This window comes from Methanofollis fontis (genome assembly GCF_004297185.1).
In the GTDB taxonomy this organism is placed as follows: Archaea; Halobacteriota; Methanomicrobia; order Methanomicrobiales; family Methanofollaceae; genus Methanofollis; species Methanofollis fontis.
This window is the reverse complement of sequence record NZ_PGCL01000001.1, coordinates 28242-51880: the sequence shown is the minus strand read 5'-3', so window position 1 is coordinate 51880 and position 23639 is coordinate 28242. Positions and strand designations below refer to the sequence as shown.

At 62.1% G+C, this 23639-nt stretch carries 26 protein-coding genes; 12 read left to right on the top strand and 14 right to left on the bottom strand.

All coding sequences use genetic code 11. From position 1 onward, the window contains the following. Positions 1 to 2: 2 nt before the first annotated feature. From CUJ86_RS00230 to CUJ86_RS00190, 9 genes are read right to left on the bottom strand one after another with little or no spacing between them, the layout of a single operon-like run. A complete protein-coding gene (locus CUJ86_RS00230) occupies positions 3 to 1712 on the bottom strand; it encodes a formylmethanofuran dehydrogenase subunit A (protein WP_130645559.1) in 1710 nt (569 codons plus the stop codon). Between the two features lies 1 nt (position 1713). Beyond that, positions 1714 to 3030 carry a formylmethanofuran dehydrogenase subunit B gene (locus CUJ86_RS00225; protein WP_130645558.1) on the bottom strand — a complete coding sequence of 439 codons (1317 nt, stop codon included), beginning with the start codon at positions 3028 to 3030 and terminating at the stop codon, positions 1714 to 1716. After that, on the bottom strand, positions 3030 to 3431 hold the full coding sequence (locus CUJ86_RS00220; RefSeq protein WP_130645557.1) for a molybdopterin dinucleotide binding domain-containing protein: 402 nt from the start codon (positions 3429 to 3431) through the stop codon (positions 3030 to 3032). Before CUJ86_RS00220 ends, CUJ86_RS00225 begins: the two co-directional genes overlap by 1 nt. Before the next feature lie 18 nt (positions 3432 to 3449). Next, entirely contained in the window at positions 3450 to 3875 is a 426-nt protein-coding gene (locus CUJ86_RS00215; RefSeq protein ID WP_130645556.1) for a hydrogenase iron-sulfur subunit, read from the bottom strand. Then, positions 3876 to 5891: a CoB--CoM heterodisulfide reductase iron-sulfur subunit A family protein gene (locus CUJ86_RS00210; RefSeq protein ID WP_130645555.1), complete on the bottom strand. Its 2016-nt coding sequence runs from the start codon at positions 5889 to 5891 to the stop codon at positions 3876 to 3878. 13 nt (positions 5892 to 5904) lie between these two features. Beyond that, positions 5905 to 6807: a CoB--CoM heterodisulfide reductase subunit B gene (gene hdrB / locus CUJ86_RS00205; protein ID WP_130645554.1), complete on the bottom strand. Its 903-nt coding sequence runs from the start codon at positions 6805 to 6807 to the stop codon at positions 5905 to 5907. A 2-nt stretch (positions 6808 to 6809) separates the two neighbouring features. Further along, positions 6810 to 7385, bottom strand: a complete 576-nt coding sequence (gene hdrC / locus CUJ86_RS00200) for a CoB--CoM heterodisulfide reductase subunit C (protein WP_130645553.1) — start codon at positions 7383 to 7385, stop codon at positions 6810 to 6812. A gap of 8 nt (positions 7386 to 7393) precedes the next feature. Beyond that, positions 7394 to 8560 carry a 4Fe-4S binding protein gene (locus tag CUJ86_RS00195; protein ID WP_130645552.1) on the bottom strand — a complete coding sequence of 389 codons (1167 nt, stop codon included), beginning with the start codon at positions 8558 to 8560 and terminating at the stop codon, positions 7394 to 7396. A gap of 18 nt (positions 8561 to 8578) precedes the next feature. Then, positions 8579 to 8851, bottom strand: a complete 273-nt coding sequence (locus tag CUJ86_RS00190; RefSeq protein ID WP_130645551.1) for a 4Fe-4S binding protein — start codon at positions 8849 to 8851, stop codon at positions 8579 to 8581. Positions 8852 to 9268: 417 nt separating this feature from the next. Between CUJ86_RS00190 and fhcD the strand changes: the two genes are divergently transcribed. After that, positions 9269 to 10153, top strand: coding sequence for a formylmethanofuran--tetrahydromethanopterin N-formyltransferase (gene fhcD / locus CUJ86_RS00185; RefSeq protein ID WP_130645550.1), 885 nt, complete (start codon positions 9269 to 9271; stop codon positions 10151 to 10153). A 62-nt stretch (positions 10154 to 10215) separates the two neighbouring features. Here fhcD and CUJ86_RS11710 read toward each other — a convergent pair whose 3' ends face one another. Further along, a complete protein-coding gene (locus tag CUJ86_RS11710; protein ID WP_165394705.1) occupies positions 10216 to 10362 on the bottom strand; it encodes a hypothetical protein in 147 nt (48 codons plus the stop codon). Between the two features lie 21 nt (positions 10363 to 10383). Between CUJ86_RS11710 and CUJ86_RS00180 the strand changes: the two genes are divergently transcribed. The 9 genes from CUJ86_RS00180 to CUJ86_RS00140 are packed head-to-tail and all read left to right on the top strand — an operon-like array spanning position 10384 to position 18909. Beyond that, positions 10384 to 11331 (top strand): tRNA(Ile2) 2-agmatinylcytidine synthetase, encoded by a 948-nt coding sequence (locus tag CUJ86_RS00180; RefSeq protein ID WP_130645549.1) that lies wholly within the window; start codon positions 10384 to 10386, stop codon positions 11329 to 11331. 21 nt (positions 11332 to 11352) lie between these two features. Beyond that, on the top strand, positions 11353 to 12267 hold the full coding sequence (mmp11, locus tag CUJ86_RS00175) for a methanogenesis marker protein 11 (protein ID WP_235855530.1): 915 nt from the start codon (positions 11353 to 11355) through the stop codon (positions 12265 to 12267). Next, the gene (locus CUJ86_RS00170) at positions 12249 to 13214 is read left to right on the top strand and encodes a radical SAM protein (protein WP_130645548.1); all 966 of its coding nucleotides are present in this window, start codon (positions 12249 to 12251) and stop codon (positions 13212 to 13214) included. The genes mmp11 and CUJ86_RS00170 overlap by 19 nt, the downstream gene beginning before the upstream one ends. 2 nt (positions 13215 to 13216) lie before the next feature. Further along, the gene (locus tag CUJ86_RS00165) at positions 13217 to 14365 is read left to right on the top strand and encodes a thiamine pyrophosphate-dependent enzyme (RefSeq protein ID WP_130645547.1); all 1149 of its coding nucleotides are present in this window, start codon (positions 13217 to 13219) and stop codon (positions 14363 to 14365) included. Next, positions 14346 to 15488 (top strand): homocitrate synthase/isopropylmalate synthase family protein, encoded by a 1143-nt coding sequence (locus CUJ86_RS00160; RefSeq protein WP_130645546.1) that lies wholly within the window; start codon positions 14346 to 14348, stop codon positions 15486 to 15488. The genes CUJ86_RS00165 and CUJ86_RS00160 overlap by 20 nt, the downstream gene beginning before the upstream one ends. After that, positions 15485 to 16699 (top strand): 3-isopropylmalate dehydratase/homoaconitate hydratase family large subunit, encoded by a 1215-nt coding sequence (locus CUJ86_RS00155; protein ID WP_130645545.1) that lies wholly within the window; start codon positions 15485 to 15487, stop codon positions 16697 to 16699. The genes CUJ86_RS00160 and CUJ86_RS00155 overlap by 4 nt, the downstream gene beginning before the upstream one ends. Further along, the gene (locus CUJ86_RS00150; protein ID WP_130645544.1) at positions 16696 to 17169 is read left to right on the top strand and encodes a LeuD/DmdB family oxidoreductase small subunit; all 474 of its coding nucleotides are present in this window, start codon (positions 16696 to 16698) and stop codon (positions 17167 to 17169) included. Before CUJ86_RS00155 ends, CUJ86_RS00150 begins: the two co-directional genes overlap by 4 nt. Then, complete coding sequence (locus tag CUJ86_RS00145; RefSeq protein ID WP_130645543.1) at positions 17166 to 17984, top strand: DUF7714 family protein; 819 nt, start codon at positions 17166 to 17168, stop codon at positions 17982 to 17984. Before CUJ86_RS00150 ends, CUJ86_RS00145 begins: the two co-directional genes overlap by 4 nt. Continuing rightward, on the top strand, positions 17959 to 18909 hold the full coding sequence (locus CUJ86_RS00140; protein ID WP_130645542.1) for an isocitrate/isopropylmalate dehydrogenase family protein: 951 nt from the start codon (positions 17959 to 17961) through the stop codon (positions 18907 to 18909). The genes CUJ86_RS00145 and CUJ86_RS00140 overlap by 26 nt, the downstream gene beginning before the upstream one ends. Positions 18910 to 18942: 33 nt before the next feature. Here CUJ86_RS00140 and CUJ86_RS00135 read toward each other — a convergent pair whose 3' ends face one another. Next, positions 18943 to 19314, bottom strand: a complete 372-nt coding sequence (locus CUJ86_RS00135) for a VOC family protein (RefSeq protein ID WP_130645541.1) — start codon at positions 19312 to 19314, stop codon at positions 18943 to 18945. 148 nt (positions 19315 to 19462) lie between these two features. On the opposite strand from CUJ86_RS00135, the gene CUJ86_RS00130 reads away from it, so the two are divergent. Continuing rightward, complete coding sequence (locus tag CUJ86_RS00130) at positions 19463 to 20305, top strand: deoxyribonuclease IV (protein WP_130645540.1); 843 nt, start codon at positions 19463 to 19465, stop codon at positions 20303 to 20305. 284 nt (positions 20306 to 20589) lie between these two features. Then, positions 20590 to 21717, top strand: a complete 1128-nt coding sequence (locus CUJ86_RS00125; protein WP_130645539.1) for a CPBP family intramembrane glutamic endopeptidase — start codon at positions 20590 to 20592, stop codon at positions 21715 to 21717. 115 nt (positions 21718 to 21832) lie between these two features. Here the strand turns inward: CUJ86_RS00125 and CUJ86_RS00120 are convergent, their stop codons facing one another. From CUJ86_RS00120 to CUJ86_RS00110, 3 genes are read right to left on the bottom strand one after another with little or no spacing between them, the layout of a single operon-like run. Further along, complete coding sequence (locus CUJ86_RS00120) at positions 21833 to 22582, bottom strand: PAS domain-containing protein (protein WP_130645538.1); 750 nt, start codon at positions 22580 to 22582, stop codon at positions 21833 to 21835. Positions 22583 to 22585: 3 nt separating this feature from the next. Next, positions 22586 to 23188: a chemotaxis protein CheC gene (locus CUJ86_RS00115; RefSeq protein WP_130645537.1), complete on the bottom strand. Its 603-nt coding sequence runs from the start codon at positions 23186 to 23188 to the stop codon at positions 22586 to 22588. After that, positions 23185 to 23556, bottom strand: a complete 372-nt coding sequence (locus CUJ86_RS00110) for a response regulator (RefSeq protein WP_130645536.1) — start codon at positions 23554 to 23556, stop codon at positions 23185 to 23187. The genes CUJ86_RS00115 and CUJ86_RS00110 overlap by 4 nt, the downstream gene beginning before the upstream one ends. Between the last annotated feature and the right edge of the window lie 83 nt (positions 23557 to 23639).

Below are 23639 nucleotides of genomic sequence, written 5' to 3'. Positions count from 1 at the left end.
CCTTACTGGGTTGCATCCACCTCGATGCGGTAGGGATTCCTGATGTAGCCTTCCTCGTGAACCTCGTAGTTCGCCTGCGTGACCGTGTAGTACTTGAGGAACTTCTCGGTGACATCACGCATGACCTGCGGGTTCTCCTTGACCTTGACGTCCACCCACAGGGTGCGCTTCCGCCCGTTGCTGAGAATCTCGCCGTCCTTGACAACCATCTCGCCTGCCTTGAAGAGGTAGGCGGCATTGCCGAAGGCACGCTCGATCTGCTCGGGATCGTCGGCGGTCTCGGGGTTGTAGTCGTAGACGGCCACATCGCCCTCGAGACCGGGCTTGAGGCTGCCGTACATGTGAGCAAGACCAAGACACTTGGCCGTACCCGCACGGGTCATCATCGCGATCTCGTAGAGGCTCAGTTCACGGTCGATGCCTGAGATCAGGCTCTGGCCCCTGACCTTGTCGCCCCACTTCATGGCGTCGAGCTGGGCCTCACGGGCCTTCTGGCTCATCAGCCACTTCATGACACGCGGGTACCTGGTGAAGGGTCCGGCGTTCGGGTGGTCGGTGGTCAGGTGGACACGCATGTGGTCCTTGGCAAGCAGCGCCAGTTCAAGGCCGATAGCCCACTGGATACCGCAGACCTTGATGTTGGGCGAGTAGACGTAGGGCACGATCCCTGCACAGGTCTCAAGTTCCACATCACGGTTCGTCCACTTCAGGTGGTTCAGTTCGGTGAGGTGGTGCTCGAACGGACCGTCCGCGGTCATCGTCGTGGTCTCGTCCAGGGTGACCTGCCCGATGTCGATGGTCAGGTTGTCATGGGCGTTGACATAGTCCATGATCGTGTCGGCCTTCGACTCCATGTTGCCCCAGTTGTCGCCACCATAGGAGTGGAACTGGACATGGGTGTGGTGCATCACCTGCTGGCGGCCGAACTCGTCCTTCGGCTTCTCTCCCTCGAAGAGCTTGAAGGTGTCCAGCGTGGTCTCGTAGTTGCCGGGGTTGCCCAGGTTATTGGTGTGGATGTGGATGGAGTGCGGGAGCTTGAGGTACTCGTTTGCCTCCATCAGACCCTTCATGATCTGGGCCGGCGTGATGTCGAAGTACGGGACCGGGTCGTGGACCGAGTTACAGTTCAGACCCCATCCCCATGCCTCGGTGCCGCCGGGGTTGACGATCTTGACGGCATAGCCCTTCGTGGTCCGCAGGAGCCAGGAGATGTAGGCCGCGGTGTTCTCGACCTCGTTGTTCTTGAGGTACTCGAGAACAAACCAGTTGTTCCCGAAGACCGGGTATGCACCCTCGTCGATGATCGGGGTGTCCCGCATCTCCTCATGGGTGTGACGGGCGTAGAGGGGCGGCATTGCCGCTTCCATCACGGTCGTGTATCCCATGCGGGCGTACGAGTAGCCCGTCTTGAAGGTGGTCGGGACAGAGAACCCGCCCGCCATCCTCCTGACGCCCTTCCCTGACTCATAGGTGAAGAGCTTGTCCTCTGGACGGAAATTGCGGCCGGCGTTGACTTTCGGACCCGCCACATGGGCGTGAACGTCAACACCGCCTGCCATCACGGTCTTGCCGGCTGCGTCGATGACCGTAGCGCTCGAGAGCGCGGTCGACTCGACGATCTTGCCGTCCTTGATGGCGATGTCGGTCTTATCGCCGTTGATCCCGAGGACCGGGTCAAAGACGAATCCGTTTTTGATGAGGTATTCTGCCATGTTATGCTACCCCCTTGATCTCCTTGACACGTGCGAGCACGAGCTTGAGGAACTCCTCGTCGGTGAGCACACCCTCGGGCGGTTCGGCGACCTTCCGACAGTGGATCGGGACGGCATCCATGCGATAGGCGCATCCTCCGACCTCGACGCCGACAAAGGCGACCGGGACATGGAGTTTGCTGACCGCCGTTGTCGGCGTGTAATGCGGTTCGACGCAGACCGACGGGAGGTCCCAGATCTTCTTCACCGAGGAGAACGGGAAGTGCGCACCCGGATCTGATCCGAGGACAAACACTGCATCCACCTCGCCGCGGCGCAGGAGGTCATTCGAACTCGAGTCGCCGGGGTTGTAGCGGGCAAAGCCGCGGGAGAGATCGATCGAGAACGGGTAGCCGAACTGCCACCCCATGACCTCGCCGGATCCCGTGACATTGTAGTGCCCGCGCATCGGCATGATGGCTGCCTTGGTGTGCTCATTGAGGTCCTTGGTGAGCATGATGGCCATGTCGATGTTGTGGTTCTTCGAGAGCGACTGGGTCACACCCATGCCGAAGAAAATCACCACAAAACGGCCGCTCTTCAGGGTATCGGCTGCATCCTGGATGATCTCTCTCGGGATGCCTGCCACCGTCTCGGGCAGCGGGGCGCCGCGGACTGCCACACGCAGGGCGCTCAGGAGTTCGTAGTCCCTTCCCTGCTCGATCTGCATGTGGATGTCGGCCATCCCTGCGGTATCGGTCTTCCGCGGGTCGACGACGATCATCTTCCGTGCCTTGTGACCCTTCCCGGTGAAGAATCCCCTCGGGAAGATCGAGTAGCGGCTCATGTGCCGCGGGTGGGCGTGGGCCGGGTTGCAGCCCCAGAAGATGATCCGGTCGGCGCGGTTCTTCACCTCACCGAGGGTGCAGCTCGGCACACCGACATCCTGCACGGCGATAAGGGTGGTGCCGTGGCAGACGGTGGCGGTGTTGTCGACGACTGCGCCGCAGAGCTCTGCGATCTCGTGACCGATGCTCTGCGCCTCACAGGAGGTTGAGGACCAGCCGTACATGAGTGGCTTCTTGGCGTTGGCGAGCATCTGGGCCGTGTACTCCACGGCGTCGTTCATGCTCGTCTCATGCCACTCACCGGCATCGTCCTTCTTCATCGGGACCGTCAGGCGGTCCGTGGCCTGTGAATGCAGGAACTTCTCCGTGCCGATGACGCAGGCGTTGTAGACCTCCTCGATCTTTGAGCCGTCGTCAGAGACCTTGACCTCAAGGTCGTCACAGAGGGTACCGCAGAACGGACAGACCACATCGGTGATAATTTTCGACATCAGATCTCACCCCTGCAGGCTTTGCGAACGAGTTCGAGAGCGTCGAACACTGGTTGATCATTGGCGACCTCGACCGTCACCGGCACGCCCTTGAAGGTCGGCATGCCCGTGGAGTAGGTGTTCGGGCTGATGACCTGGTTTGCCCACGGTCCCATCGGGATAAACGCGAGTCCCGGGTGGGGCCCCTGGGTCGCCTGCACTGCCTTGACGACGACGCTGCCGTACTCGCTGGTGACACGGACGTTGGTGTTTCTCCAGGCGCCCAGGCGCTTGAAGTCGGCATCATCCATCTCGATGATGCCGCAGGCCTTGGTGTAGGCGGGTTTTTCTTTCCCGCCCTCCATTGAGACGCCCTGCTGGATCGTCCGGCCTGATATCAGATTCAATTCAATTACTGGCACCGTAACATCCTCCGTCGCTTACGCCTTCAGCTCGTTGAGGGGGCTCGGACCAAGTTCTTTGATGGTGTCGACAACGTCCTCCATGACCTTTGCCCACTTTGCACCCTCGGATGCGGAAACAAACGTCATGCGCAGACGGGTGTCCTCGATGCCGAGGTCCTTGAGGACACTCTTCATGAGGAACATCCTCTTGGCGCACTTGAAGTTCCCTGCAAGGTAGTGGCAGTCGCCGAAGTGGCAGCCCGAGATGAGCACGCCGTCTGCTCCGTCGGCAAATGCCTTCATGACGAAGAGCGGGTCAACACGGCCGGTGCACATCACACGGATGGCACGGACGTCGGGCGGGTACTGGGTACGGGCTGAACCCGCAAGGTCTGCACCGGCGTACGAACACCAGTTGCAGATGATGGCGATGATCTTCGGTTGCCATTCCTGTTCTGCCATTTACTCCTCACCTCCGAGGAGGAATGCGTCAATCTGCGCTACAATCTGTGGGGTCGTGAAGTGCTGCATGTAAATCGCACCGCCGGGGCAGAAACCGCCGCAGGTGCCGCAGCCCTTGCACTTCGCCTCGGTGACCTGCATGACCTTGCGCCCGTCCTTCTCGACGAGGTCGAGAGCGGAGTAGGGGCACTGGCTGATGCACATTCCGCATCCCGCACACTTCTCCTCGATGCACTGTGCGAAGTAGGGCTCGAGCTCCACCTTGCCCATGTGGATCGGGATGGATGCCGCAGATGCTGCACCCTCGGCCTGGGCGACCGTGTCGGGGATGTCCTTGGGGCCCTGGCAGACGCCGGCCAGGAAGATACCGGCGGTCGTGGTGCCGCAGGGGTTCAGCTTCGGGTGAGCCTCAAGCATCCAGCCGTCCATCGACTTGGAGACACCGAAGAGTTTCCTGACGGTGGCCTCATCATCGTTGGGCTGGATGGCGGCGGCGAGAACGACCATGTCGACCTCGAGGTCAATGGGGCGTGCAAGCAGGGTGTCCTCGGCATAGACGTGAAGGTTCTTGGTCTTTGCATCTTCGAGGACGTTTGCTACACGGCCGCGGATGAACTTCGCACCCTCGTCCTGGATGCGGTAGTAGAACTCCTCGTACATCTTGCCGAAGGACCGGATGTCCATGTAGAAGATGTAGGGCGTGCATCCAGGGATCTTCTCCATGATCTGGTGGGCGTGCTTGAGCGAGTACATGCAGCAGAAGCGGCTGCAGTAGGGCTTGCCGACGCCGGTGTTGTCACGGGAGCCCGCACAGAGGACGAATGCGACCTTCTTCGGGGTCACGCCGTCGGACGGACGGATCAGGTGACCGCCGGTCGGACCGGACGCACAGATCAGGCGCTCGAACTCAAGCGAGGTGATGACGTTGTCGAACTGCTTGTAGCCCCATTCGCGCTTCTTCTCGATCGGGAAGATGTCGTAGCCGGTGGCCAGGACAACGGTGCCGACCTTGACGGTCTCGAAGGAGTCCTCCATTTCCAGGTCGATGGCCTTCTTCTCGCCGCATGCCTCGACACACAGCCCGCACTTCACACAGGAGTCGAAGTCGATGGTGTAGACCAGGGGGACGACCTGCGGGTGGTAGATGTAGATCGCCTTTCTGGGCTTCATGCCGAACTCGAACGGGTTCGGCTTGATGACCGGACAGACGGCGTCACAGTCGCCACAACCGTTGCAGCCGCCGCCCTCGATTCCCTTTGCCGCCGCTTCGGTCGGGCTCATGACGCCGCGGGCCTTCTTGCGGAGGGTGATGTCGAAGTTGCCGATGTAGCCGTTGACCTCCTCGACCTCGGTGTAAGTGTAGAGCTCGATGTTCGGGTGACGTCCGACGTCCACCATCTTCGGGGTGAGGATACACTGCGAACAGTCGAGCGTCGGGAAGGTCTTGTCGAGCTGGGACATGCGTCCGCCGACGGTCGGCGACTTCTCGATCAGGTAGGTCTTGATCCCGGCGTTTGCCAGGTCGAGTGCGGCCTGGATACCGCCGACACCGGCGCCGACGACCATGGCTGCATGCTCGACGGGCACGCTCTTCGGGTAAAGGTCCTCGAGCAGGGACGCCTTCGCGACGGCGATGCGGACCTGGTCCTTCGCCTTCTCGGTGGCGCCCTCGCGGTCATGCATGTGCACCCACGAGTTCTGGTCACGGATGTTCGCCATCTCAAAGCGGAACGGATTGAGTCCGCCCTCTTTTGTGGCCGTCCGGAAGGTCGGCTCGTGGAGACGGGGCGTGCATGCTGCAACGACGACACCGGTGAGGTCGGCCTCATGGATCGCATCGATGATCTTGCTCTGACCCGGCGTTGAACACATATACTGGTAGTCGTCTGCGACGATGACGTTCGGGAGGCTCATCGCGTAGTCCTTCACCGCCTCGATGTCAACAGAGCCTGCGATGTTGGTACCGCAGTGGCACACAAACACACCAATTCTGGGTTGTTTCTTCTCTTCTGCCATTGATATTCCTCCCTTACAGGATCTTGTCCAGGAACGGCTTGCAGTCGATGCCGTGGAGGTCAAGCGCAAGCTCCTGGGGGCTCATCCCCTGGGCAAGGCCCAGCAGTTCGTTGTAGTGAAGCACCGGAATGCCCCATTCGATACCGAACTTATCCTTGATCTCGATCTGACCGCGGTCGTACTGGAGCTGGCAGAACGGACAGACTTCGGTGATGGCGTCCGCGCCTGCTTCGGTGACGTTAATCAGCTTCTCGTTGGTGATGTCCAGCGAGTGGGCGATATCAAAGCCGCGGACACCGCCGCCTGCGCCGCAGCACTGCATCTTGTTGCGGTACTGGACGGTCTCGGCGCCGAGCGCCTCGACGAGCTCCTCGATCCACATCGGGTTCTCCGCATCGGTGAACCGGCGCTCCTTGATCGGCTTGAGAAGGTGGCATCCATAGTGGACGGCGATCTTCGTGCCTTCGAGCGGACGGACAACCGACTCGCGGATCTTCTCGACACCACAGATCTTGGGGTCGTAGTAGAGTTCGGCCAGGTGGTAGACATCGATGCTCCCCTTGAACTCCATGTCGATCTCGGCGAGAACCTCGTTGACGCCGTCGCGAAGGTCGTCGTGCTCCTTCAGGCGCTCGTTGACCTCGTAGATCGACTTGTAGCAGCCGTTGCAGATCAGGGTGATGTCCTTGCCCATCTCCTCGGCGAGGACGATGTTGCGTGCGGCCATCGCATACCAGACATAGAGGTCGGCGGCGCCAAATGCGCCCGGTGCCGGGCAGCAGCTCGCACCCTTCAGGGGAAGGAGTTCGATGCCGAGTGCCCTGCTCGTCTTGATGGCGGCGGCCTCACAGCCCGGGTAGCGGTTCGGTGCGATGCATCCCAGGAAGAATGCATACTCGTGCATGCCGTTGTGCATTCTCACTCACCCTCCGAGAGGATTCTGTCTGCATTCTCTTTCATCTTGTAGTGGTCCATGATCTTCTGGATGCCCGGCAGGTATTCGGGATACTTGTGGGTCGTCTCCGGTTCGGCCTCAAGACCGAGCTTCACACGAGCTGCCCGGTTCACGTCGTTGTTGGGCACACCGTGACCGGTGGTGTAGATGAGCTGGATCGTCTTGAGGAAGTTCCTCGGGATGATGTCCCTCTGGAAGGCCAGGTTGCGCATCGCCATGATGATGTCGGTCGGGGCGATGTCACGCGGACAGCGGTCGGTGCAGCTGTAGCAGGTGGTGCAGAGCCAGAGGTCCGGGTCGGTGAGTGATTCGTTCTCAAGACCCATCACGGCACGGCGGACGAACCGCCGGATACGGTAGCTCGAACGGGGTGCCGAGGGGCAGGAACCTGTGCAGGTACCGCACTGGTAGCACATGTGTGCAATGGTGCGGGAGATCTCCTCGACCTTCTTGGTAAATTCGGGGTTGCTGTCTTCAGAATGGAAGTACCTGTCCTGGAACTTCTCTTCCATTGCAGGGTCGTTATATCCTTTTGCCATGGTGCACCTCACGCCTTCTCCAGGGCCTTCAGTTCCACTGAGCCGGGGGCTACGCCTTCCTTGACCTTCGAGGTCCTCGGCGTCAGGAGTTTGTCCTTGATCCTGTTGTACAGGTCGGTCTCCTTGCCCTTCACCCTGATGCCGGTCCGCTTCAGGACGATGATGTCCTCACCCGGGCAGGCGTTCACACAGGCGCCGCAGAGGATGCAGAGATCCTTGTTGACGGCGATGTTTGCCTCCTTCTCCCCCTTCATCTGGGCTGCAGGGGACGGGGACGGGAGATAGATCGCATTGGCCGGGCAGATCTCGGCGCAGGTCGAGCATCCGCCGGGGCACTTCTCAGCGTGGAACTCGATCTCGCCCTCGAAGATCTTCTCGACGGTGATCGCCTCGGTCGGACAGTTGATTGCACACCAGCGGCAGGTGCAGCACTCATCCTCGATGATGTTGACCTTGCCGGGGAGCACCTTTGATTCGACCTCGCGGGTGACCGTGATTGCCTCCTCGGGGCAGGCTTCGACACAGACCGTACAACCGTCGCAGAGGCTCTCCTCCCAGAGGACGTCGCCCTCGACGTCGCCAGTCTCGGCGGTGAAGGGTTTGCGCTTGACGGTGATCGCCGGGCAGAGTGCTCCGCAGACACCACAGACCGTACACTTCTCGGTGTCGACCGTGAAGGTGGTCTTCGATGTCAGGGCGCTCTGGCGGTCGCGGCCATCATCGCTCGCTCCCTCGAACTCGGGGACGTCGCGGTCGATGGCATCGCGGGGGCAGACGTCTTCACAGACGGTGCACCTGACGCACTTCTCTTCGTCAACTTTCGTGACCATGTCGTACTGCGGGAAGCCCTCCTTCTCAACGATGGGGAGTCGTTCTTCGCCGTCGATCTTCAGGGTCAGGGCGTTGAAGGGGCACATGATGACGCAGACGCCACAGTAGGAACACTTGACTTCGTCAATGTTCACCGGGGTAGCGTAGTCGACTGCATTCTTCCTCTTGGTCGCTCCGACCATACTGATCGCAATTGCATCCTCGGGGCAGGACTCCGAACAGATACCGCAGCCTGTGCACCGCTGGGTATCAAGAATCAGGTGGTTTGCCTGCTGCAGAAGTCTCTGCTCGTTGATGATGTTTACACCATCTCTCTTCTTGGAGAATTTTGGAAATATCGGCATGAATTACCCTCACTCCTATTATCCTTGTGTCTGGGCACCCGGCCCGGACTGAATCGGTCCAAAGACCAGCCGTATCACATTGTACGGACACGCCTCGACACATACGCCACAACCGGCGCAGAGCTCGTGATCAACGTCAAGGACGATTGCCTTGCCGTTCATCACCTTGTAGATCTTGTCGGTTGTGACAGGATCCACGGTGTTGAGCTCCAGTGCATCCACTGGGCACGCGACCACACAATTGTTACAACCGGTACACCGTTCCATGTTTACATGCACTGCAAATGCCATGGTTTCACGCACCAGCTATCTCGATATAAAATCGATTAAGAAAGAGTTGGAAAATAATATACATAAACCTTCTGAATGAGAGGGCAGGGAAAAAACCTGTTTTTGGAAGTCGATCAATTGAAATGTGTTGATTCACGGCGAAGATTAAATGCATCGGGGCTCTGACGACTGAAAAATTGTGCGTTGGGGTTTTCAGCGGAAATATTCTCCAGTTCCCCGCCGGATGGCTGCCTGCCCGGTGCCCATGCTCATCTGTCAGGGTAATCGGGTGTTGCCGGTCGGGTCCAGTGCCCGCCCGGGACCGGTCCGAATGGTCTGTTCTGCATATAGAAATCTTCATCTGTTCCCCTGTTGCATTCTCTATTCAGTGTACGGGGTGTCGGGCAGGGCCCGCCCCTCAGCACATGAGGTGTATATATGGAGTATAATGGTGTGACCATCGACGACACGTATGCTGAGGCATTTCCGACGTGGGTGTGCCGGGTAATCATCACCGCCGTCACCGAGGAGTGGGCCTACAAGGCGGCAACCGAGGCGACCGGTTTCGCAACCTCCGCCATCGGATGCCCCTGTGAGGCAGGCATCGAGGGATTCGTCTCTGCAGACGAGACCCCGGACGGAAGGCCCGGATATGCGATTCTCATCTGTGCCGGCAAGAAGAAGCTGAAGGAGCAGGTCGTTGAGCGGCTTGCCGAGTGTGTGCTCACCGCCCCGACCACCGCCGTATTCGACGGTCTGCCCGAGGCCGAGGAGCGTATCCCGGTGAAGCTCCACTTCTTCGGCGACGGCTTTGAGTACAAGAAGGAAGTCGGCGGCCGGCAGTGCTGGGCGATCCCGATCATGAACGGCGAATATGTCGGTGAGGAGGACTTCGGCATCGTCAAGGGCGTTGCCGGCGGCAACTTCTTTGTGATGGGCGAGAACCAGATGGCGGCCCTCACCGGCGCCCAGGCAGCAGTCGATGCGATCAGCGCCGTCTGCGGTGTTGTCACTCCCTTCCCGGGCGGCATCGTCGCCTCGGGCTCAAAGGTCGGCAGCAACAAATACAAGTTCATGCCCGCAAGCACGAACGAGAAATACTGCCCGACCCTGCGTGAGAAGGTCGAGGGCTCCATGGTCCCCGAAGGTGTGAAGGCGCTCTACGAGATCGTCATCGACGGTCTGGACGAGGAGGCCGTGAAGGAGGCGATGGCCGAGGGCATCAGAGCGGCATGCATGGTGCCGGGTGTTGTCTTCATCAGCGCCGGCAACTTCGGCGGCAGCCTCGGACCCTTCAAGATCGACCTGAAGGATCTCTTCTAACTTTTTTTCATGTGTGCGGTGATCCGGGGGTCCGGATCATGCACCGGATAAGATACCAATTGTCACTTCTCCGTCCTGATCCTGTCATCCAGAACGCCGGTGTACTCCATCGGATGGTGCCCGGTCCTGACCTTCACCGGCGAGCGGGGAGTTCTGCCCCGCCGCAGCGCCGATCCCTTTATCCGTAATGGTGCCGATAATTTCGTCAACGAAATTTTCGGTGTATAATCATGATCACACTCACACCCGACGAGGTCAGGGCCCGCTTCGGACCCCTGTTTGCACAGAAATTCATTGTCATGGTGGATGAACAGGCCGGAACGGCGGAGATCCTGGAGTCCTGCCGCCACCGCGGCACCATCGAGTGGGACATGATGAACCGACGGCGTGCCGGCGGGGCGCTGTCCTCTGCCGAGGCGCAGGGGTCATCGATGACGATGAAGGCCCGCCTCGGCAGATATGAGGCTCATTTCGGCGCTGCCGGAAAGGAGATCGGCGGTCAGGCCCTCGAAGGTGTCGAGGTGCAGGGGGAGGAAGTCGTGACCACCTGGGCGGGGATCGCCGGTGCCGGTGTGGGTGTGGCCGCATGCCTGCCGCAGGCGCCCGGCGTGATCCGGGCCGAGTACCCGACCGAGGAGGACCTGCAGATCGGCGGTGCCCGTGTCTGCCGGGTGCGGATCGTTTCCCCGAAATACGAGAAGGTGACGATCGGCATCGACGACACAGACACCAAACAGGAGGGTGCCACCTGGGTGCTCGCCCTGAAGTGCGCCGAGGCGTGCATGATCCCCGGAGTTGAGTACCTTAATATGCGGCTGGTGCAGCTCAACCCGGCCGTACCAAAGAAGACGACGAACTGTGTCGGATCGGTGCTGAACTTCGCCGTGCGTTCGGGTTCGGTGGAGCCCCTCCTGGCGTTCGTGAAGGAGTATGTGGAGAGCAACGCCGTCTCCGGCGACACCGGGATCGCCTATTATCGGGGGATCGAAATTCCGGTATCAGATTACTCTCGCCGGATCAAGACCGATATCCTCACCCGCGAGGAGGTCGAGGCCGAGGCAGAGCGTCTTGGCATCACCTTCATCGACTCGGCACGGAGCAAGGGGCGGATCGGTGCCCTGGGCGCCGTGCTCTGGGGCAACCGCGGTGTCGAGGCGGCAGGGCTCTACGGAGAGTGAGGGGAGATCAGGGGGTGCGGGATGGACGGTATGAAGATGGAGGGTTCCGGGGCTCTCTCTGACCCCTATGTGGTCAGGTACCCACTCATCGTCGGGATCGCCGAGAGGAGCGGTGACCGGATCGAGGTGGTGGAGTTCTACGACTGCCTGGGCGGGGCCCACTGGGTGCGGCACCACTATGCGCAGAGTCCAGTGGTTCTCTCGGCCCGCACTGTCGGGCCGACGACCAGATACGTGCTTCGGGCCGGGACGGTCGATCTCCCCCTCGAGGGGTCGCGGTTTCCGGCCGGTATTGCCGGGGCGGCGGTAGAGGGTGACGAGGTCTCGGTCACCTATCTCGGGATGGGTGGCGGCGGTGTCGGGGCGGCGGCGTGCCGGGCACTGGCCGGAGGTGTCATCGGGGCGGAATGTGACGAGTCAGGCGGTGGAAAACTGGCGGGCTCCACGCTCCGTCTGCCGCGGCGGGAGCGGGTGATCATCGGGGTGGACGACACCGATACCCCGGACGCCGGTGCGACATGGACGCTGGTGCACAACATCGCCCGCGCCGTGGCCGACGATGCCTCGGTCTACCTCTCCCACACCATCGTCCAGCTCTACCCGGTCGCATTCAGGACAAAGAACTGCGTCGCCTGTGCGGTGGAGTTTGCATCCACCGATCCGGACGGGCTTGTCCAACGCTTTGCGGCTCTTCTTCGCCGCCACACCCTCTCTGAGGAGACCGGTATGGCGGTGTTCACCGGCTTCGATCCATCGCCTCTCAGGGGATACGGCGAGGCGGTGAAGCGGGGCGAGGTGACCTCTGCCGATCTCGACGCCGTGCTGGAGGGGGTGCAGGTGGTGATGGACGGCCGCGGGCTGATCGGTGCGGTGGCGGCGATCCCCTTCTATACCGATTATGAGGAGGCGCTGGCGCTATGGACTGGATCGCAGTGAAGGCGGCCCTTCTGGCCGAAGGGCGGGTGCGGATCGTCGGGGCCCCGGCGAAGGAGTATATTGCCTCTTCCAGCGCCGGGCCCGGTGCGGGGGGGGCGGGATCGGTGTTTTTCTCGGTCGGCGGTCGGCGAGTGCGCCTTGCCGTCGATCCGGATGCCCCGCTCACCCTGGTCCATGAGGGGAAGGGGAATGCCGCAATCCCGTTCAGGGGCGAGATGGTCCGGGGTGTGCTGGAGGCGCCGGCCCTCCACTGCCCCCGCCAGGCCTTCATCACCCTCACTCCGGGGTGCATCTTCTCCTGCCGTTACTGTGCGGTGCCTGCGTGTTCGGGAGGGAGCAGGACGACGGCGGAGGTAGTGGCGATGGTGCGCTCGGTGCTCGAACGCATCGACGCCATCTCGATCACGAGCGGGGTTGCCGGGAGCGTGGAGGAGGAGGAACGGCGGACGGTCGAGGTGGTGCGGGCGCTCGTCCGCTTCGGCCTCCCGATCGGCGTCTCGATCTATCCGACGGCGGACACCCCCCGCCTGCTCCGGGAAGCAGGTGCCGACGAGGTGAAGTTCAACCTGGAGGCGGCCACTCCCGGCATCTTTGCCGAGATGTGTCCGGGGCTCGACTGGAACCTGATCTGGGAGGTGCTTGTCGAATCGGTCCGCCTCTTCGGGAAAAACCATGTCCAGAGCAACATCATCGTCGGCCTCGGGGAGAGTGACGATGAGATCGAAGCGGCGGTGCATCGCCTCTGCTCGATCGGGGTGATCCCGATCCTCCGGCCGCTCACACCCTCGGCCGGGTGCGCCCATCTCCGCCGTCCCGATGCCGGGCGGCTGATGCGGCTGAACGAGATTGCCACCCGGGAGATCCGGGAGGGCGGCCTCGATCCGGCGGAGGCGCAGACGATGTGCGTTGCCTGTGCCGGATGCGACCTGATGCCGGGGAGGGAATGAGGATGGACGGCGAGGCGGTGCTGGCGAAGGCCCTGCGAAGGGCGGCACCCGGACGCATCTTCACCGTGCCCGGGTATCCGGTCACCGGGTGCGGAGTGCTGGCCGGCGCCGAGATCTGCACCAATGAGAAGGTGGCGCTGGAGTACGCCCTCGGATCCTCCCTCGCAGCCCGACCTGCCGCAGTGCTCGTCAAAAATGTGGGGATGAACCTCCTCGCTGATCCCCTGGTCCAGGCAACGGCGCAGGGGCTCAGGGCGCCGGTGGTGGTGGTGGTCGGTGATGACCCGCATGCCCGCGCCTCGCAGGCGGCCCAGGACTCGCGCCCATTCGGCCCCCTTGCGATGGTGCCGGTGGTGGAGGCCGAATCCGCCGAAGATCTCCCGTCCGCCCTTGTCGAAGCCTTCGCCCTCTCGGCGGCGCTCTCCCGGGTCGCCCTGCTGCGGGTGACGCCCGATATCCTCCAGGCTGAGGCCGGAGAGGTGAAAGATGTCGGGGTGCCGACCGGGCAGGGGGAGGTTGCGGATCCCGCCCTGACGATGCGGGGGCGGTGGGCGCATGCCCTGCAGACGGCGGCGGCACATGCGGATCATCGTCCGCCTGAGGGGGTGCGGGTCGCCATGCCGCCGGCCGATGCCCCACAGGACCGCCCGGAAACCTTTCATGATCGGGGATATTTCCGGACGTTCTGCAGGGGTTGTCCGTTTCGCCCCCTCTTTGCCCTGCTCGAACGGCGGGGCATGCGGGCGGCGGTGGATGCAGGATGCTCTCTCCTCGCCCTGAACCCGCCCGGTTCAGTCGGCATCGCCAGTTATGGGCTGGGATCGGCGGTGGCAGTGGGGGCGAGGGCGACGGGTGTCGCTCTGATCGGCGACTATGCCATCCTGCACTCGGGGATCAACGCCCTCATCGATGTCCACGAGAAAGGGGTGCCCCTGCTGTGCATCGTCATCGAGAACAGGCGGATGGGTATGGTCGGGGGATCGGCGGTGGCCGATATCTCCCGCTACCTGGAGTGGGCGCGGCCCTCGGTTGTCGAGGCCGCTGATATGAACGCCCTGGACCGGCTGATTCGGCCTTCAGATGGGCCGAAAACGGTGATCGTCAGGGGAAACTGTCCGGGAGGTGAGAGTCATGAACAGGTGGAATGTTGAGATCTGCGATGTCACACTGCGTGACGGTGAACAGACGCCCGGCGTCACGTTCACCTGCGAGGAGAAGATGGAAATCGCCGGTATGCTCGACGGCACCGGCATCGAGGTGATCGAGGCCGGATTCCCGGCGGTATCGGCGAGTGAAAAGGCAGCCGTCAGGGCCATATGTGAGATGGGGCTTGATGCCCGGATCTGTGCCCTATCGAGGGCGAAACAGGAGGACATCGACGCCGCCCTGGACTGTGGTGTGGACATGATCGGGGTGTTCATGCCCACCTCCGACCTGCATATCAGTCTGAAGTACGGCCGTCCCAGGGAGGAGGTGCTCGCCCGCACGATGGAAATGGTCGCCTATGCCCATGATCATGGTGTGCAGGTGCGTTTCGGCGCCGAGGACGCCTCCCGTTCTGATCCCGGGTTTCTGTTCGAGTCCTACCGGCAGGCAGTTGCGCATGGCGCCGACCTGGTCACCTTTGCCGACACCGTCGGGTGCATGACGCCGATCGAGATGGTGGCCGTTGTGCAGGAATATGCACCCTCCGTGGGCGTCCCGCTCTGCATCCACTGCCATGACGACATGGGGTGCGCCACCGCGAATACGGTGACGGCGGCGGCGTCCGGCGCCTTCCAGCTCCATACGACGGTGAACGGGATCGGGGAGCGTGCGGGAAACGCCGCCCTCGAGGAGGTGCTCGTCCTGCTTGCCCTGAAGGGTGGGATCAACCGTTACGACCTCTCCGGGCTCCATGCCCTCTCTGAGCTGGTGACACAGGCCTCCGGGCTGTCGATCGCACGGAACAAGGCGATCGTCGGGGACCATGCATTTGCGCATGAGAGCGGGATCCATATCGCGGCGATCCTCCGGGACCCCGAGGCCTATGAATATGTCAGGCCCGCCCTTGTCGGGTGCGATCGCACCTTTATCCTGGGAAAACACACCGGGCGGCATGCCGTGCGGCATGTGGCCTCAAGTCTCGGCTATGACCTGGAGGAGGATGAGATCACCTGGGTGCTCCACCAGGTGAAGGCCCGGAGCGAGGCGAAATGCGCCGTCACCCCGGAGGTGCTCCAGGAGATTCTCTGCAAGGCCATCTGTGCCGACCGGACGGGAGGGGGGGCGTGAACACCCTCTCCGAGGAGATCCTGGGTGCTCCTGCCGGATCCTATGTGGACCGCCCTGTCGACCGCGCCTATGTGCACGACGGCACCGGAGTGCTGGCCCGTGCGGCATGGGAGGAGATCGGCACCGGCAGGTTCACCGACCCGGATCGGAAGTACCTTATATTCGATCATATCGTGCCGGCGAACACCTCGGTCACCGCCGACCTGCAGCATGAGCTCCGGGCGTTTGCACGCCGGACCGGCATGCAGTTCCATGACGTGGGTTCGGGCGTCTGCCACCAGGTGATGGCCGAGGGGCGCGCCCTGCCCGGCGAGGTGATCGTGGGCGCCGACTCTCACACCTGCACGCTCGGAGCGTTCGGAGCGTTTGCGACCGGGGTCGGTGCGACCGATATGGCGGGCATCTGGGCCACCGGGGAGACCTGGTTCCTGGTGCCCGAGACCACGGGAGTGCTCTTCGAGGGTGAACTCTCGGGCGGTGCCGAGGCGAAGGATGTCGCCCTCGCCGTCGTGGGCGCCCTGGGCATGGACGGCGCCACCTACCGCGCCCTGGAGTTTGCCGGAGAGGGTGCCGCCTCCCTCTCGATCGCCGACCGCCTCACCCTCTGCAATATGGCAGTGGAGACCGGGGCGAAGACCGGCATGTTCCGTTCTGATGCGGTGACGCGTGCATATCTTGCCTCCTTCGGCCTCGACACCCCCCTCCAGCCGGGGGGGACGCAAAGGTATTCCGCGGAGATCAGCATCGACCTCTCTGCCCAGGAACCGCTCCTTGCCCTGCCGCCCCGCGTGGACACGGTCTGTCCGGTTGCAGAAAAGGAGGGGCTTTCTGTGGATCAGGTATTCCTCGGCACCTGCACAGGCGGGCGCTACCAGGACCTCGAACGGTTTGCGGCGATCGTCCGGGGAAAGACGGTGGCGGTGCGTACCGTCGTCGTCCCGGCCTCCCGCGCCGTGCTCCTGCGTGCGGCGGCGACAGGCGTGCTCTCCGATCTGGTGGAGGCCGGGTGCGCCGTTGCCACGCCGGGGTGCGGTCCGTGCCTGGGGGCGCACATGGGGGTGATCGGCGAGGGCGAGGTCTGCCTCTCGACGGCGAACCGGAATTTCCGGAACCGGATGGGCGTCGGCGGGGAGATCTATCTCGCCTCCCCCTCGACAGCGGCGGCGACGGCGCTCGCCGGTGCAATCTGCTCCCCGGAGGGGTGCCAGTGAGGGGGGAGGGGCATGCGGTCTGTCTGGGGACCGATATCGACACCGACCTCATCATCGCAGGACGCTATCTCCGCACAAAGGACCGTTCGGTCTGGGCCGGGCATGTATTCGAGGACCTCGACCCCGGCCTTGCGCCCCGCCTGCGGGGTGCGGTGATCATGGCAGGGAAGAACTTCGGTTGCGGGTCGTCGCGGGAGCAGGCGGTGGTGGCGCTGAAGGAGGCGGGCGTCGTCGCCGTGGCCGCACCCTCCTTTGCCAGAATCTTTTATCGCAATGCCGTCAATATTGGTCTGCCGGTGCTGGTCTGCGAGGCAGGATGCAAGGAGGATGAAATGGTCAGATTTGACCTGGAGGAGGGCTGGATCAAGGCCGGTGGCGAACGCCGCCCGGTGGCCCCTCTCTCGGCCCGGATGCGGGCGATCCTTGCTGCCGGCGGCCTCGTTGCCTACCTGAGCGGAGGACGTGAATGATCTTTCCTGAGGAGTGCAAGTATGTGGGGATCGCCGCCGGGCATCCCCTCGGTGACCGTATCTATTTCCTCTCCAGGTGGCTGATCCGGGAGACCCCGGAGGGGTCGGAGATCCGTGCCGTCCGCCTGTCAGACGGAAACGGACTGATGCGCAAGGTCCTGGACGAGGAGGTGCTCGCCACCCCGGACGAGACCCTTGTCTGGCCAGATCCGGTGAATTTCGGCGACCGTGCATTGTTGATCCGGCTGGCACGCGAGGGAGGGCACCGGTGCACTATCTTCCGGAGCCCTGATGACTCAAAGACGTTTGTGATCGACCCCGAACCCGGGGATCTCCTGACCGTGCACGTCTATGACATCGTACCGCCCCGTCCGCACCTGGCGGCGATCCTGGAGGAGCTCGAATCGGTCGGGCTCTTCGGCGACCTTGGCGTCCGTTTCGAGTACCATCTCAGGGATATCAGGGATACGGCGGCAGAAGTCTACCCGTGCAGGGCGGGTGGGTTTGAGCGTACCCTCGATTCCGATCCCCTTGATGGCACTGAGCGGGTGGCCGGATGCCTCACCGCCCGCCAGTTCTGTTCTGAGAACTACGGGGGGTCGATCGTGGTTGATGAGATCTGCCCCCTGACGCAGGTGGCGGAGGAACCCTTCATCGCCCGCTGCTGCCGCGCCGACCGGGAGGGTGTGGGTGTCTGGAACGGGAAACTGGGGGGAGTGGTCCACTGGGGCGCCTCCCCGCACACGATCGACACGGTGCTGCGGGCGGCGGTGTCGGCATGGAGGGAGCATGAAGATCGCCGTCGTTCCGGGTGACGGCATCGGGCGGGAGGTGGTGCCGGTCGCCGAGTCCGTGCTCCGCCACCTCCACCCTGACTGGGACTATTACCCTGTCGAGGTGGGGTTCGGCCGCTGGGAGCGCTGTGGCGCCGCCATCGGATCCGGGGAGATGGACGCCCTCCGTGAGGCGGATGCCATCCTCTTCGGGGCGGTGACCACCCCGCCTGACCCCGACTACCGGAGCGTGCTCCTGCAGATCAGAAAAGATCTCGACCTCTATGCAAACGTGAGACCGGTCCGCGGACCGGGATTCTCGGTCACCATCGTGCGGGAGAACACCGAGGGGCTCTACTCCGGGATCGAGTGGGCGCTGCCCGGGAGCGCCTGCACCCTGCGGGTGGTCACCGATGGGGGAAGCCGACGGATCGCCCGATATGCCGCGGCCCTGGCAGAAAACGGGCTGATGACGATCGGCACCAAGGCGAATGTGATCAAGTCCGACGTCCTCTTCCGCCGGTGTGCGATCGAGGAGGCAGAATCCGCCGGTGTGCGCTGGGAAGAGAAATATATCGACGCCCTCTGTCTCGACCTCCTCATGCACCCGTCCCGCTATAATGTGGTGGTGACCACGAACATCTTCGGCGACATCATCTCCGACGCCGCCGCCTATCTGGTCGGCGGACTCGGCCTCCTCCCCTCGGCAAACGTCGGCGATTCCCATGCCTTTTTTGAACCGGTCCACGGGAGCGCCCCTGACATCGCCGGGCGGGGAATTGCGAATCCGGTGGCGGCGATCCGCTCTGCCGCCATGCTCCTCGCCCATGTCGGACATGCGGACGAGGCGGCGGCGGTGGATGCGGCGGTGGATGCCGCCTGTGCCGCGGGGGTGCGGACGCCCGATCTCGGCGGCGCCGCCTCGACCGTGCAGGTGGGTGAGGCGGTGCTCAGTCGGATGCGCTGAGGAGCGCCTCCTCCGTTTTTCTCTCCCTGTGTATCACTCCGCTTCTGGATCCTCTTCCCAGAGCCCGAATGTGTTCCCCTCGGTATCCTGGCAAACGGCCAGATATCCGAATTTTTGCACGGCGGTTTTCGGGAGGAGCACCTTTCCGCCGAGGCGGTCCACGTCGACCAGGGTGGCGTCGATGGACGGTACCCCGACATAGTTGGTGATCTGTTGATCCGGCGCTCCCCGCGTGCCCATGCCGCCGCCGATGCCGGGGGAACCGTCTTCGGCGGTGGTGGAGATCAGGTAATAGTCCGTCCAGCCCGGGGGCAGTTCGAACTTCCACCCGAAAAGGGTGGAGTAGAAGGTCTTCGCACGTTCGAGGTCTTCTGCAGGCAGGTCAAAATGCACGATCGTCGCCATGATATTCACCGGAGGAGAACAGGTGCGGCCGGTCGTTTAATGGTTTGGATGACCGGGAGGATAGGGGTCTGGAGTTCCTGCCGATCAACTCCTCCATCTTCACGCCATCTCCGTCACCCTGATGCGTGCTGCCGCCCTATGCTCATCCATGATCCGTGCCGGGTGCCATGTCTCGATCGCCGGTTCGCTCGCGAACGCCGTGGTGAGGGCGGAGGAGCGGGGATGCGACTGCTTCCAGATCTTCTCCAGAAATCCCCGCGGCTGGGGGTTCAAGGACCTCACCGACGCCGATATCGAGGGGTTCAGAGGACGCCTTGCGGCATCGGGCCTCTATCCGGTGGTGGACCACATGCCCTATCTCCCGAACCTCGCCTCGCCAAAAGAGGAGGTCTATGAGAAATCGGTCGCCACCCTCATCGCAGAACTGGAGCGGTGCTCTGCCCTGGGCATCCCCCATCTGGTGATGCACCTCGGGAGCCATCTCGGCACCGGGATCGAGGGGGGAAGGAGGCGCCTGATCGACGGGATTCTGCGGGCGTTCGACGACACACCGGGCGAAGTCTGCCTCCTCCTGGAGAACACCGCCGGCACAAAGAACAGTCTCGGGGGCACATTTGAGGAGATTGCCCTGATTCTGGACGCCCTGCCCGAAGAACGCACGGCAGTCTGTTTTGACACCTGCCATGCCTTCGCCGCCGGATATGACCTCAGGGACGAAGGGGCAGTCGGAGAGAGTCTCGAACTCTTCGACGGAGCGATCGGTCTCGATCGTCTCCGTGTCATCCACTGCAACGACTGCAGGGGGACGCTCGGGTCGCACCTCGACCGTCACCAGCACATCGGCCTCGGCGAGATCGGCGAGGAGGGGTTTGCGGCGTTTCTCGCCGTTCCAACGATCCGGCGCCTCCCCCTGATCTGCGAGACGCCGGTGGATGAAATCCGAAACGACGCCGGAAACATCTGTCGCCTCAGGGAACTGGCCGGGGAGTGAACGCCACCTGATTTTGATCCCTTTTATCCCTCTTATCCCTCTTTCTGCTGATATCGCACGATTGCAATCTCTTCCCTTCCTATCCTCCGTGTTCTGGGGCTGGTCCTATGCTCCGGCTGTGTGGAAGATCCTTTCAGGGAGGGGAACCCCCCTCCCCGCACCTGGATACGTGCCGGACGGAAAAACTGTTCTCAATGATGTCTGATTCCCCGTTTTTCAGAGTCCGCCCCCTCCCCTCTTGTTTTTATCGCCTCCCGACAAACCACCCCCCATAGGCCGAAATCATGGACCGGACCTCCTATCACCCCCTGCTGATCCTTGGCGCCATACTTGCCGGGGCGGCGGCGATCGCCGTCGCCTTCTCCGGTGACCCGCAGAGTGAAATCGGGCTGTTTTTCTCGACCGGGGCGGAGGTTGCCCCGATTGTCCTGCTCGCCCTGCTCGCCCACCTGGCAATTCTGCGACCGCGCCTGAAGCCGTTGGTTGTCACCCTTGCCGTCGTCCTGATCCTCTCTCTTGCCGCCCTCTCGTGGATGCTCTCGCTGGCGCCATGGTTTTTCACCACCGATCTGGATAATCCTCCCGCCCGGATGGTGGTGACGTTCTTCGTATCTATGCTCCTCTGTTCTGGAGCGTTCCTCATCTGCTGCCTCGGCTTTTCCCGGCGTGTTCGCTCCCGTCTCGCCCGGCATATCCCGATCGATCCCGACAATTTTGTTCACACTATCGGGCTCGTGGTCATCGGCGCCCTGACCCTCTTTCCGCTCATCCCGCTTACCGTCCTGGGTCACGCCCCACTCGTTGACCTGATGGCGAACCCGGACTTTGTCCTCGCTCCAATCACCCCGGCAGAGGCTGCAAAAACGGACTTTTATGGGTTATTATGGACAGTTGCCGGTGTCTTTCTTGCCGCCGGCCTCCTGGTGCGCCGGACGCTTTCTGAGGTGCTCGATCGCCTCGGTGTGGTGGTGCCGGACCGGAGGGAGGTGCTGTTCGCCCTTGGTGCGGGGGTGGCGCTCGTCGGCATCTTCTGGGTGGTCGATCATGCCATCATCGGTCTCTGGATGCATCTCGGATGGGGCGTCACCGATCAGGACTACATGCGCTCTCTCTTCGCCGCCTATCTCACCCCCGCCGCCGCCGTGGTAGCGGCGATCGTCGCGGGCGTGGGGGAAGAACTGGCGATCCGGGGACTGTTGCAACCAAGGTTCGGGATCGCCTTCTCGGTCGCCGTCTTTGCATCGCTCCATGCCTACCAGTATGCATGGGACGGCGTGCTCTCGGTGCTGCTTGCAGGATGCGTGTTTGCCGTGCTCAGATTGAGGACCAATACCACGGTGTGCGCCATTACCCATGCCACCTATGACCTCGTCCTCTTCGCCCTCCTGATGACCGGAATCGGATGGGTCTGATATATTTTCTCTCCCGGTCCCCCTCCGCCCGGGATTCTCCATTCCATGATGATGAAGAGAAGAGAGAAGGCGCCTGTTCAGGACAGATCTCGATCCTGCAGGTGGATGGGCGCCTTCAACTGGTGTAGCCGCGCTCGATAAGGGATTTCTTAAAAACGTCCGGAATCTCTTTTTTTCTTTCTGCGACGGCAACAGCGAGATCTGAGAGTGTCCTCTCGAGTGAAGTGCTGGTGTCCATCACCCTGAGCAGGCAGGTCCTGATGTCCTGATCTTCCGCTGTACCCGCCTCAATGCTCTTCACAACCGCATCCAGGTCGTCACTGGCATTGCGGGCGCCTTCTGAGAGTTCGGAGAGGTACTCAAGGAGGAAGGACAGGAGATCCTCGTAGGCGTCCTTCATCTCCATCTCCGCTTTTTTCCGCTCTTCGAGTTCGTAGAGGGTGTTGTTCCTCATCTCCCTGAATGCCTTCACCTGCTCTGTCAGGGCGCTCACATCCTCGCAGATGAACATGGCATGATACAGCCCCTCCATATCGGTCGCAAGGGGGATGAGGCTGGTGCGCTGAGCGCGCGCACTGCCGTCCTGCAGATAGGAGGGTATGACAAAGGTGTGGATCTGGGAAGAAAAAACGCTGGGCGCCCCTCCCCTGAGCGTCTGGTCGATTCGTGAGATGACCGTCGTCCGGTCAAGTGCAGGGAAGCGCTCGGTGATCCGCTGCCCGATGACCTCTTCGGCCGTGATCCCGGTCCATTCCTCCAGACAGGCATTCCAGTACCTCACCACGTAGCCTGCATCGATGATGCAGATGCCCGCCGGCAGGAAATCCATTCCCTGCCATGGTCCAGTTGAGGTCTTCCCTGTCATTGTTCATTCTCCCCTGACGGCGGCGATCTTCTCCAGCAGGGTTTCCAGGGATCCGATCTCAAGGATCATGGCGATAATGCCCTCGACATTGATGTCCTCGACAAAAAACCGTGTATTGGCCAGGAGCACCCGCTCATCGGCATGAAAGCGGGCGTTCCAGACAATCTGTGCGATCGAATCCTCCACATAGAGGGGGGGGGTGTAGGTGATCTGCTGACCGAGCACATTTCCGATCGATCCCATCACCCCGTTGATGAAGATGTTGCCGACCTCGGTGAGGGTCTCGATCCGTATCGCATCCAGTTCTGGCTGATCTCCGTTCTCCCCGGTGATCGCCATCACCAGGGCGGCGGCGCTCTCAGGCGGGAAGATGAGGGCGGTGGTGCCGGTAAAAAACCCCTTGAAATCGATCTTGACCGTTGCGGCGGTCCCCTCCACCGGGAGACCGCAGGCGGCATCGAGTTCGTCGATCCTGATCACCTGGAGCGTGGGGACATGGAGAATTATGTGGGAGCAGGTGATCTCGTTCAGCATGGCGGCAGCACGACCGACGCCGATATTCACCAGCTCCCTGATGGCATCGAGATCTTCGTTGTTCAGGCTCATTGCTCCTTTCCCTCGGCAAGAACCTCTCTGACAGCACTCAGCAGTTCATCCCGTTTTACCGGTTTATTGATGAATGCTCTCGCTCCCAGTGCGCTGCACTGCTCTCGGGTCGAATCCTGGATGTCGGCGGTGAGCACGATTACCGGTGTGCAGATGCTGTCCTGCCGCATCAGGCGAAGCACCTCGAGTCCGTCCACCCCGGGCATCAGGAGGTCGAGCACAAGGAGATCGGGCGCTGCATCGACAAGCAGACGGAGCCCTTCGGTCCCGTCAGGGGCAAAAATCGTCTCATGACCATCGCCAGAAAGGATTGTCGAGATGATCTTTCTCTGAAACGATGAGTCATCGATAATGAGGATCCGTGTCAAAGCTGTCATCTCCGGTATGTGTCAATAATTTTGTTTCTCTGGTAATATTCGTTGTGAAGATGATCTCTGCCGACCCCCTTCTC

Excerpts from the sequence above, each read along its gene's own strand:
- hdrB (WP_130645554.1), bottom strand. The coding sequence starts at position 6,807 with ATGCACAACGGCATGCACGAGTATGCATTCTTCCTGGGATGCATCGCA.
- hdrC (WP_130645553.1), bottom strand. The coding sequence starts at position 7,385 with ATGGCAAAAGGATATAACGACCCTGCAATGGAAGAGAAGTTCCAGGAC.
- CUJ86_RS00230 (WP_130645559.1), bottom strand. The coding sequence starts at position 1,712 with ATGGCAGAATACCTCATCAAAAACGGATTCGTCTTTGACCCGGTCCTC.
- CUJ86_RS00130 (WP_130645540.1), top strand. The coding sequence starts at position 19,463 with ATGATCCGTGCCGGGTGCCATGTCTCGATCGCCGGTTCGCTCGCGAAC.
- CUJ86_RS00145 (WP_130645543.1), top strand. The coding sequence starts at position 17,166 with ATGATCTTTCCTGAGGAGTGCAAGTATGTGGGGATCGCCGCCGGGCAT.
- CUJ86_RS00115 (WP_130645537.1), bottom strand. The coding sequence starts at position 23,188 with ATGAGCCTGAACAACGAAGATCTCGATGCCATCAGGGAGCTGGTGAAT.
- CUJ86_RS00140 (WP_130645542.1), top strand. The coding sequence starts at position 17,959 with ATGAAGATCGCCGTCGTTCCGGGTGACGGCATCGGGCGGGAGGTGGTG.
- CUJ86_RS00165 (WP_130645547.1), top strand. The coding sequence starts at position 13,217 with ATGGACGGCGAGGCGGTGCTGGCGAAGGCCCTGCGAAGGGCGGCACCC.
- CUJ86_RS00210 (WP_130645555.1), bottom strand. The coding sequence starts at position 5,891 with ATGGCAGAAGAGAAGAAACAACCCAGAATTGGTGTGTTTGTGTGCCAC.
- CUJ86_RS00180 (WP_130645549.1), top strand. The coding sequence starts at position 10,384 with ATGATCACACTCACACCCGACGAGGTCAGGGCCCGCTTCGGACCCCTG.
- CUJ86_RS00120 (WP_130645538.1), bottom strand. The coding sequence starts at position 22,582 with ATGACAGGGAAGACCTCAACTGGACCATGGCAGGGAATGGATTTCCTG.
- CUJ86_RS00215 (WP_130645556.1), bottom strand. The coding sequence starts at position 3,875 with ATGGCAGAACAGGAATGGCAACCGAAGATCATCGCCATCATCTGCAAC.
- CUJ86_RS00195 (WP_130645552.1), bottom strand. The coding sequence starts at position 8,560 with ATGCCGATATTTCCAAAATTCTCCAAGAAGAGAGATGGTGTAAACATC.
- CUJ86_RS00160 (WP_130645546.1), top strand. The coding sequence starts at position 14,346 with ATGAACAGGTGGAATGTTGAGATCTGCGATGTCACACTGCGTGACGGT.
- mmp11 (WP_235855530.1), top strand. The coding sequence starts at position 11,353 with ATGGACGGTATGAAGATGGAGGGTTCCGGGGCTCTCTCTGACCCCTAT.
- CUJ86_RS00125 (WP_130645539.1), top strand. The coding sequence starts at position 20,590 with ATGGACCGGACCTCCTATCACCCCCTGCTGATCCTTGGCGCCATACTT.
- fhcD (WP_130645550.1), top strand. The coding sequence starts at position 9,269 with ATGGAGTATAATGGTGTGACCATCGACGACACGTATGCTGAGGCATTT.
- CUJ86_RS00225 (WP_130645558.1), bottom strand. The coding sequence starts at position 3,030 with ATGTCGAAAATTATCACCGATGTGGTCTGTCCGTTCTGCGGTACCCTC.
- CUJ86_RS00170 (WP_130645548.1), top strand. The coding sequence starts at position 12,249 with ATGGACTGGATCGCAGTGAAGGCGGCCCTTCTGGCCGAAGGGCGGGTG.
- CUJ86_RS00190 (WP_130645551.1), bottom strand. The coding sequence starts at position 8,851 with ATGGCATTTGCAGTGCATGTAAACATGGAACGGTGTACCGGTTGTAAC.
- CUJ86_RS00135 (WP_130645541.1), bottom strand. The coding sequence starts at position 19,314 with ATGGCGACGATCGTGCATTTTGACCTGCCTGCAGAAGACCTCGAACGT.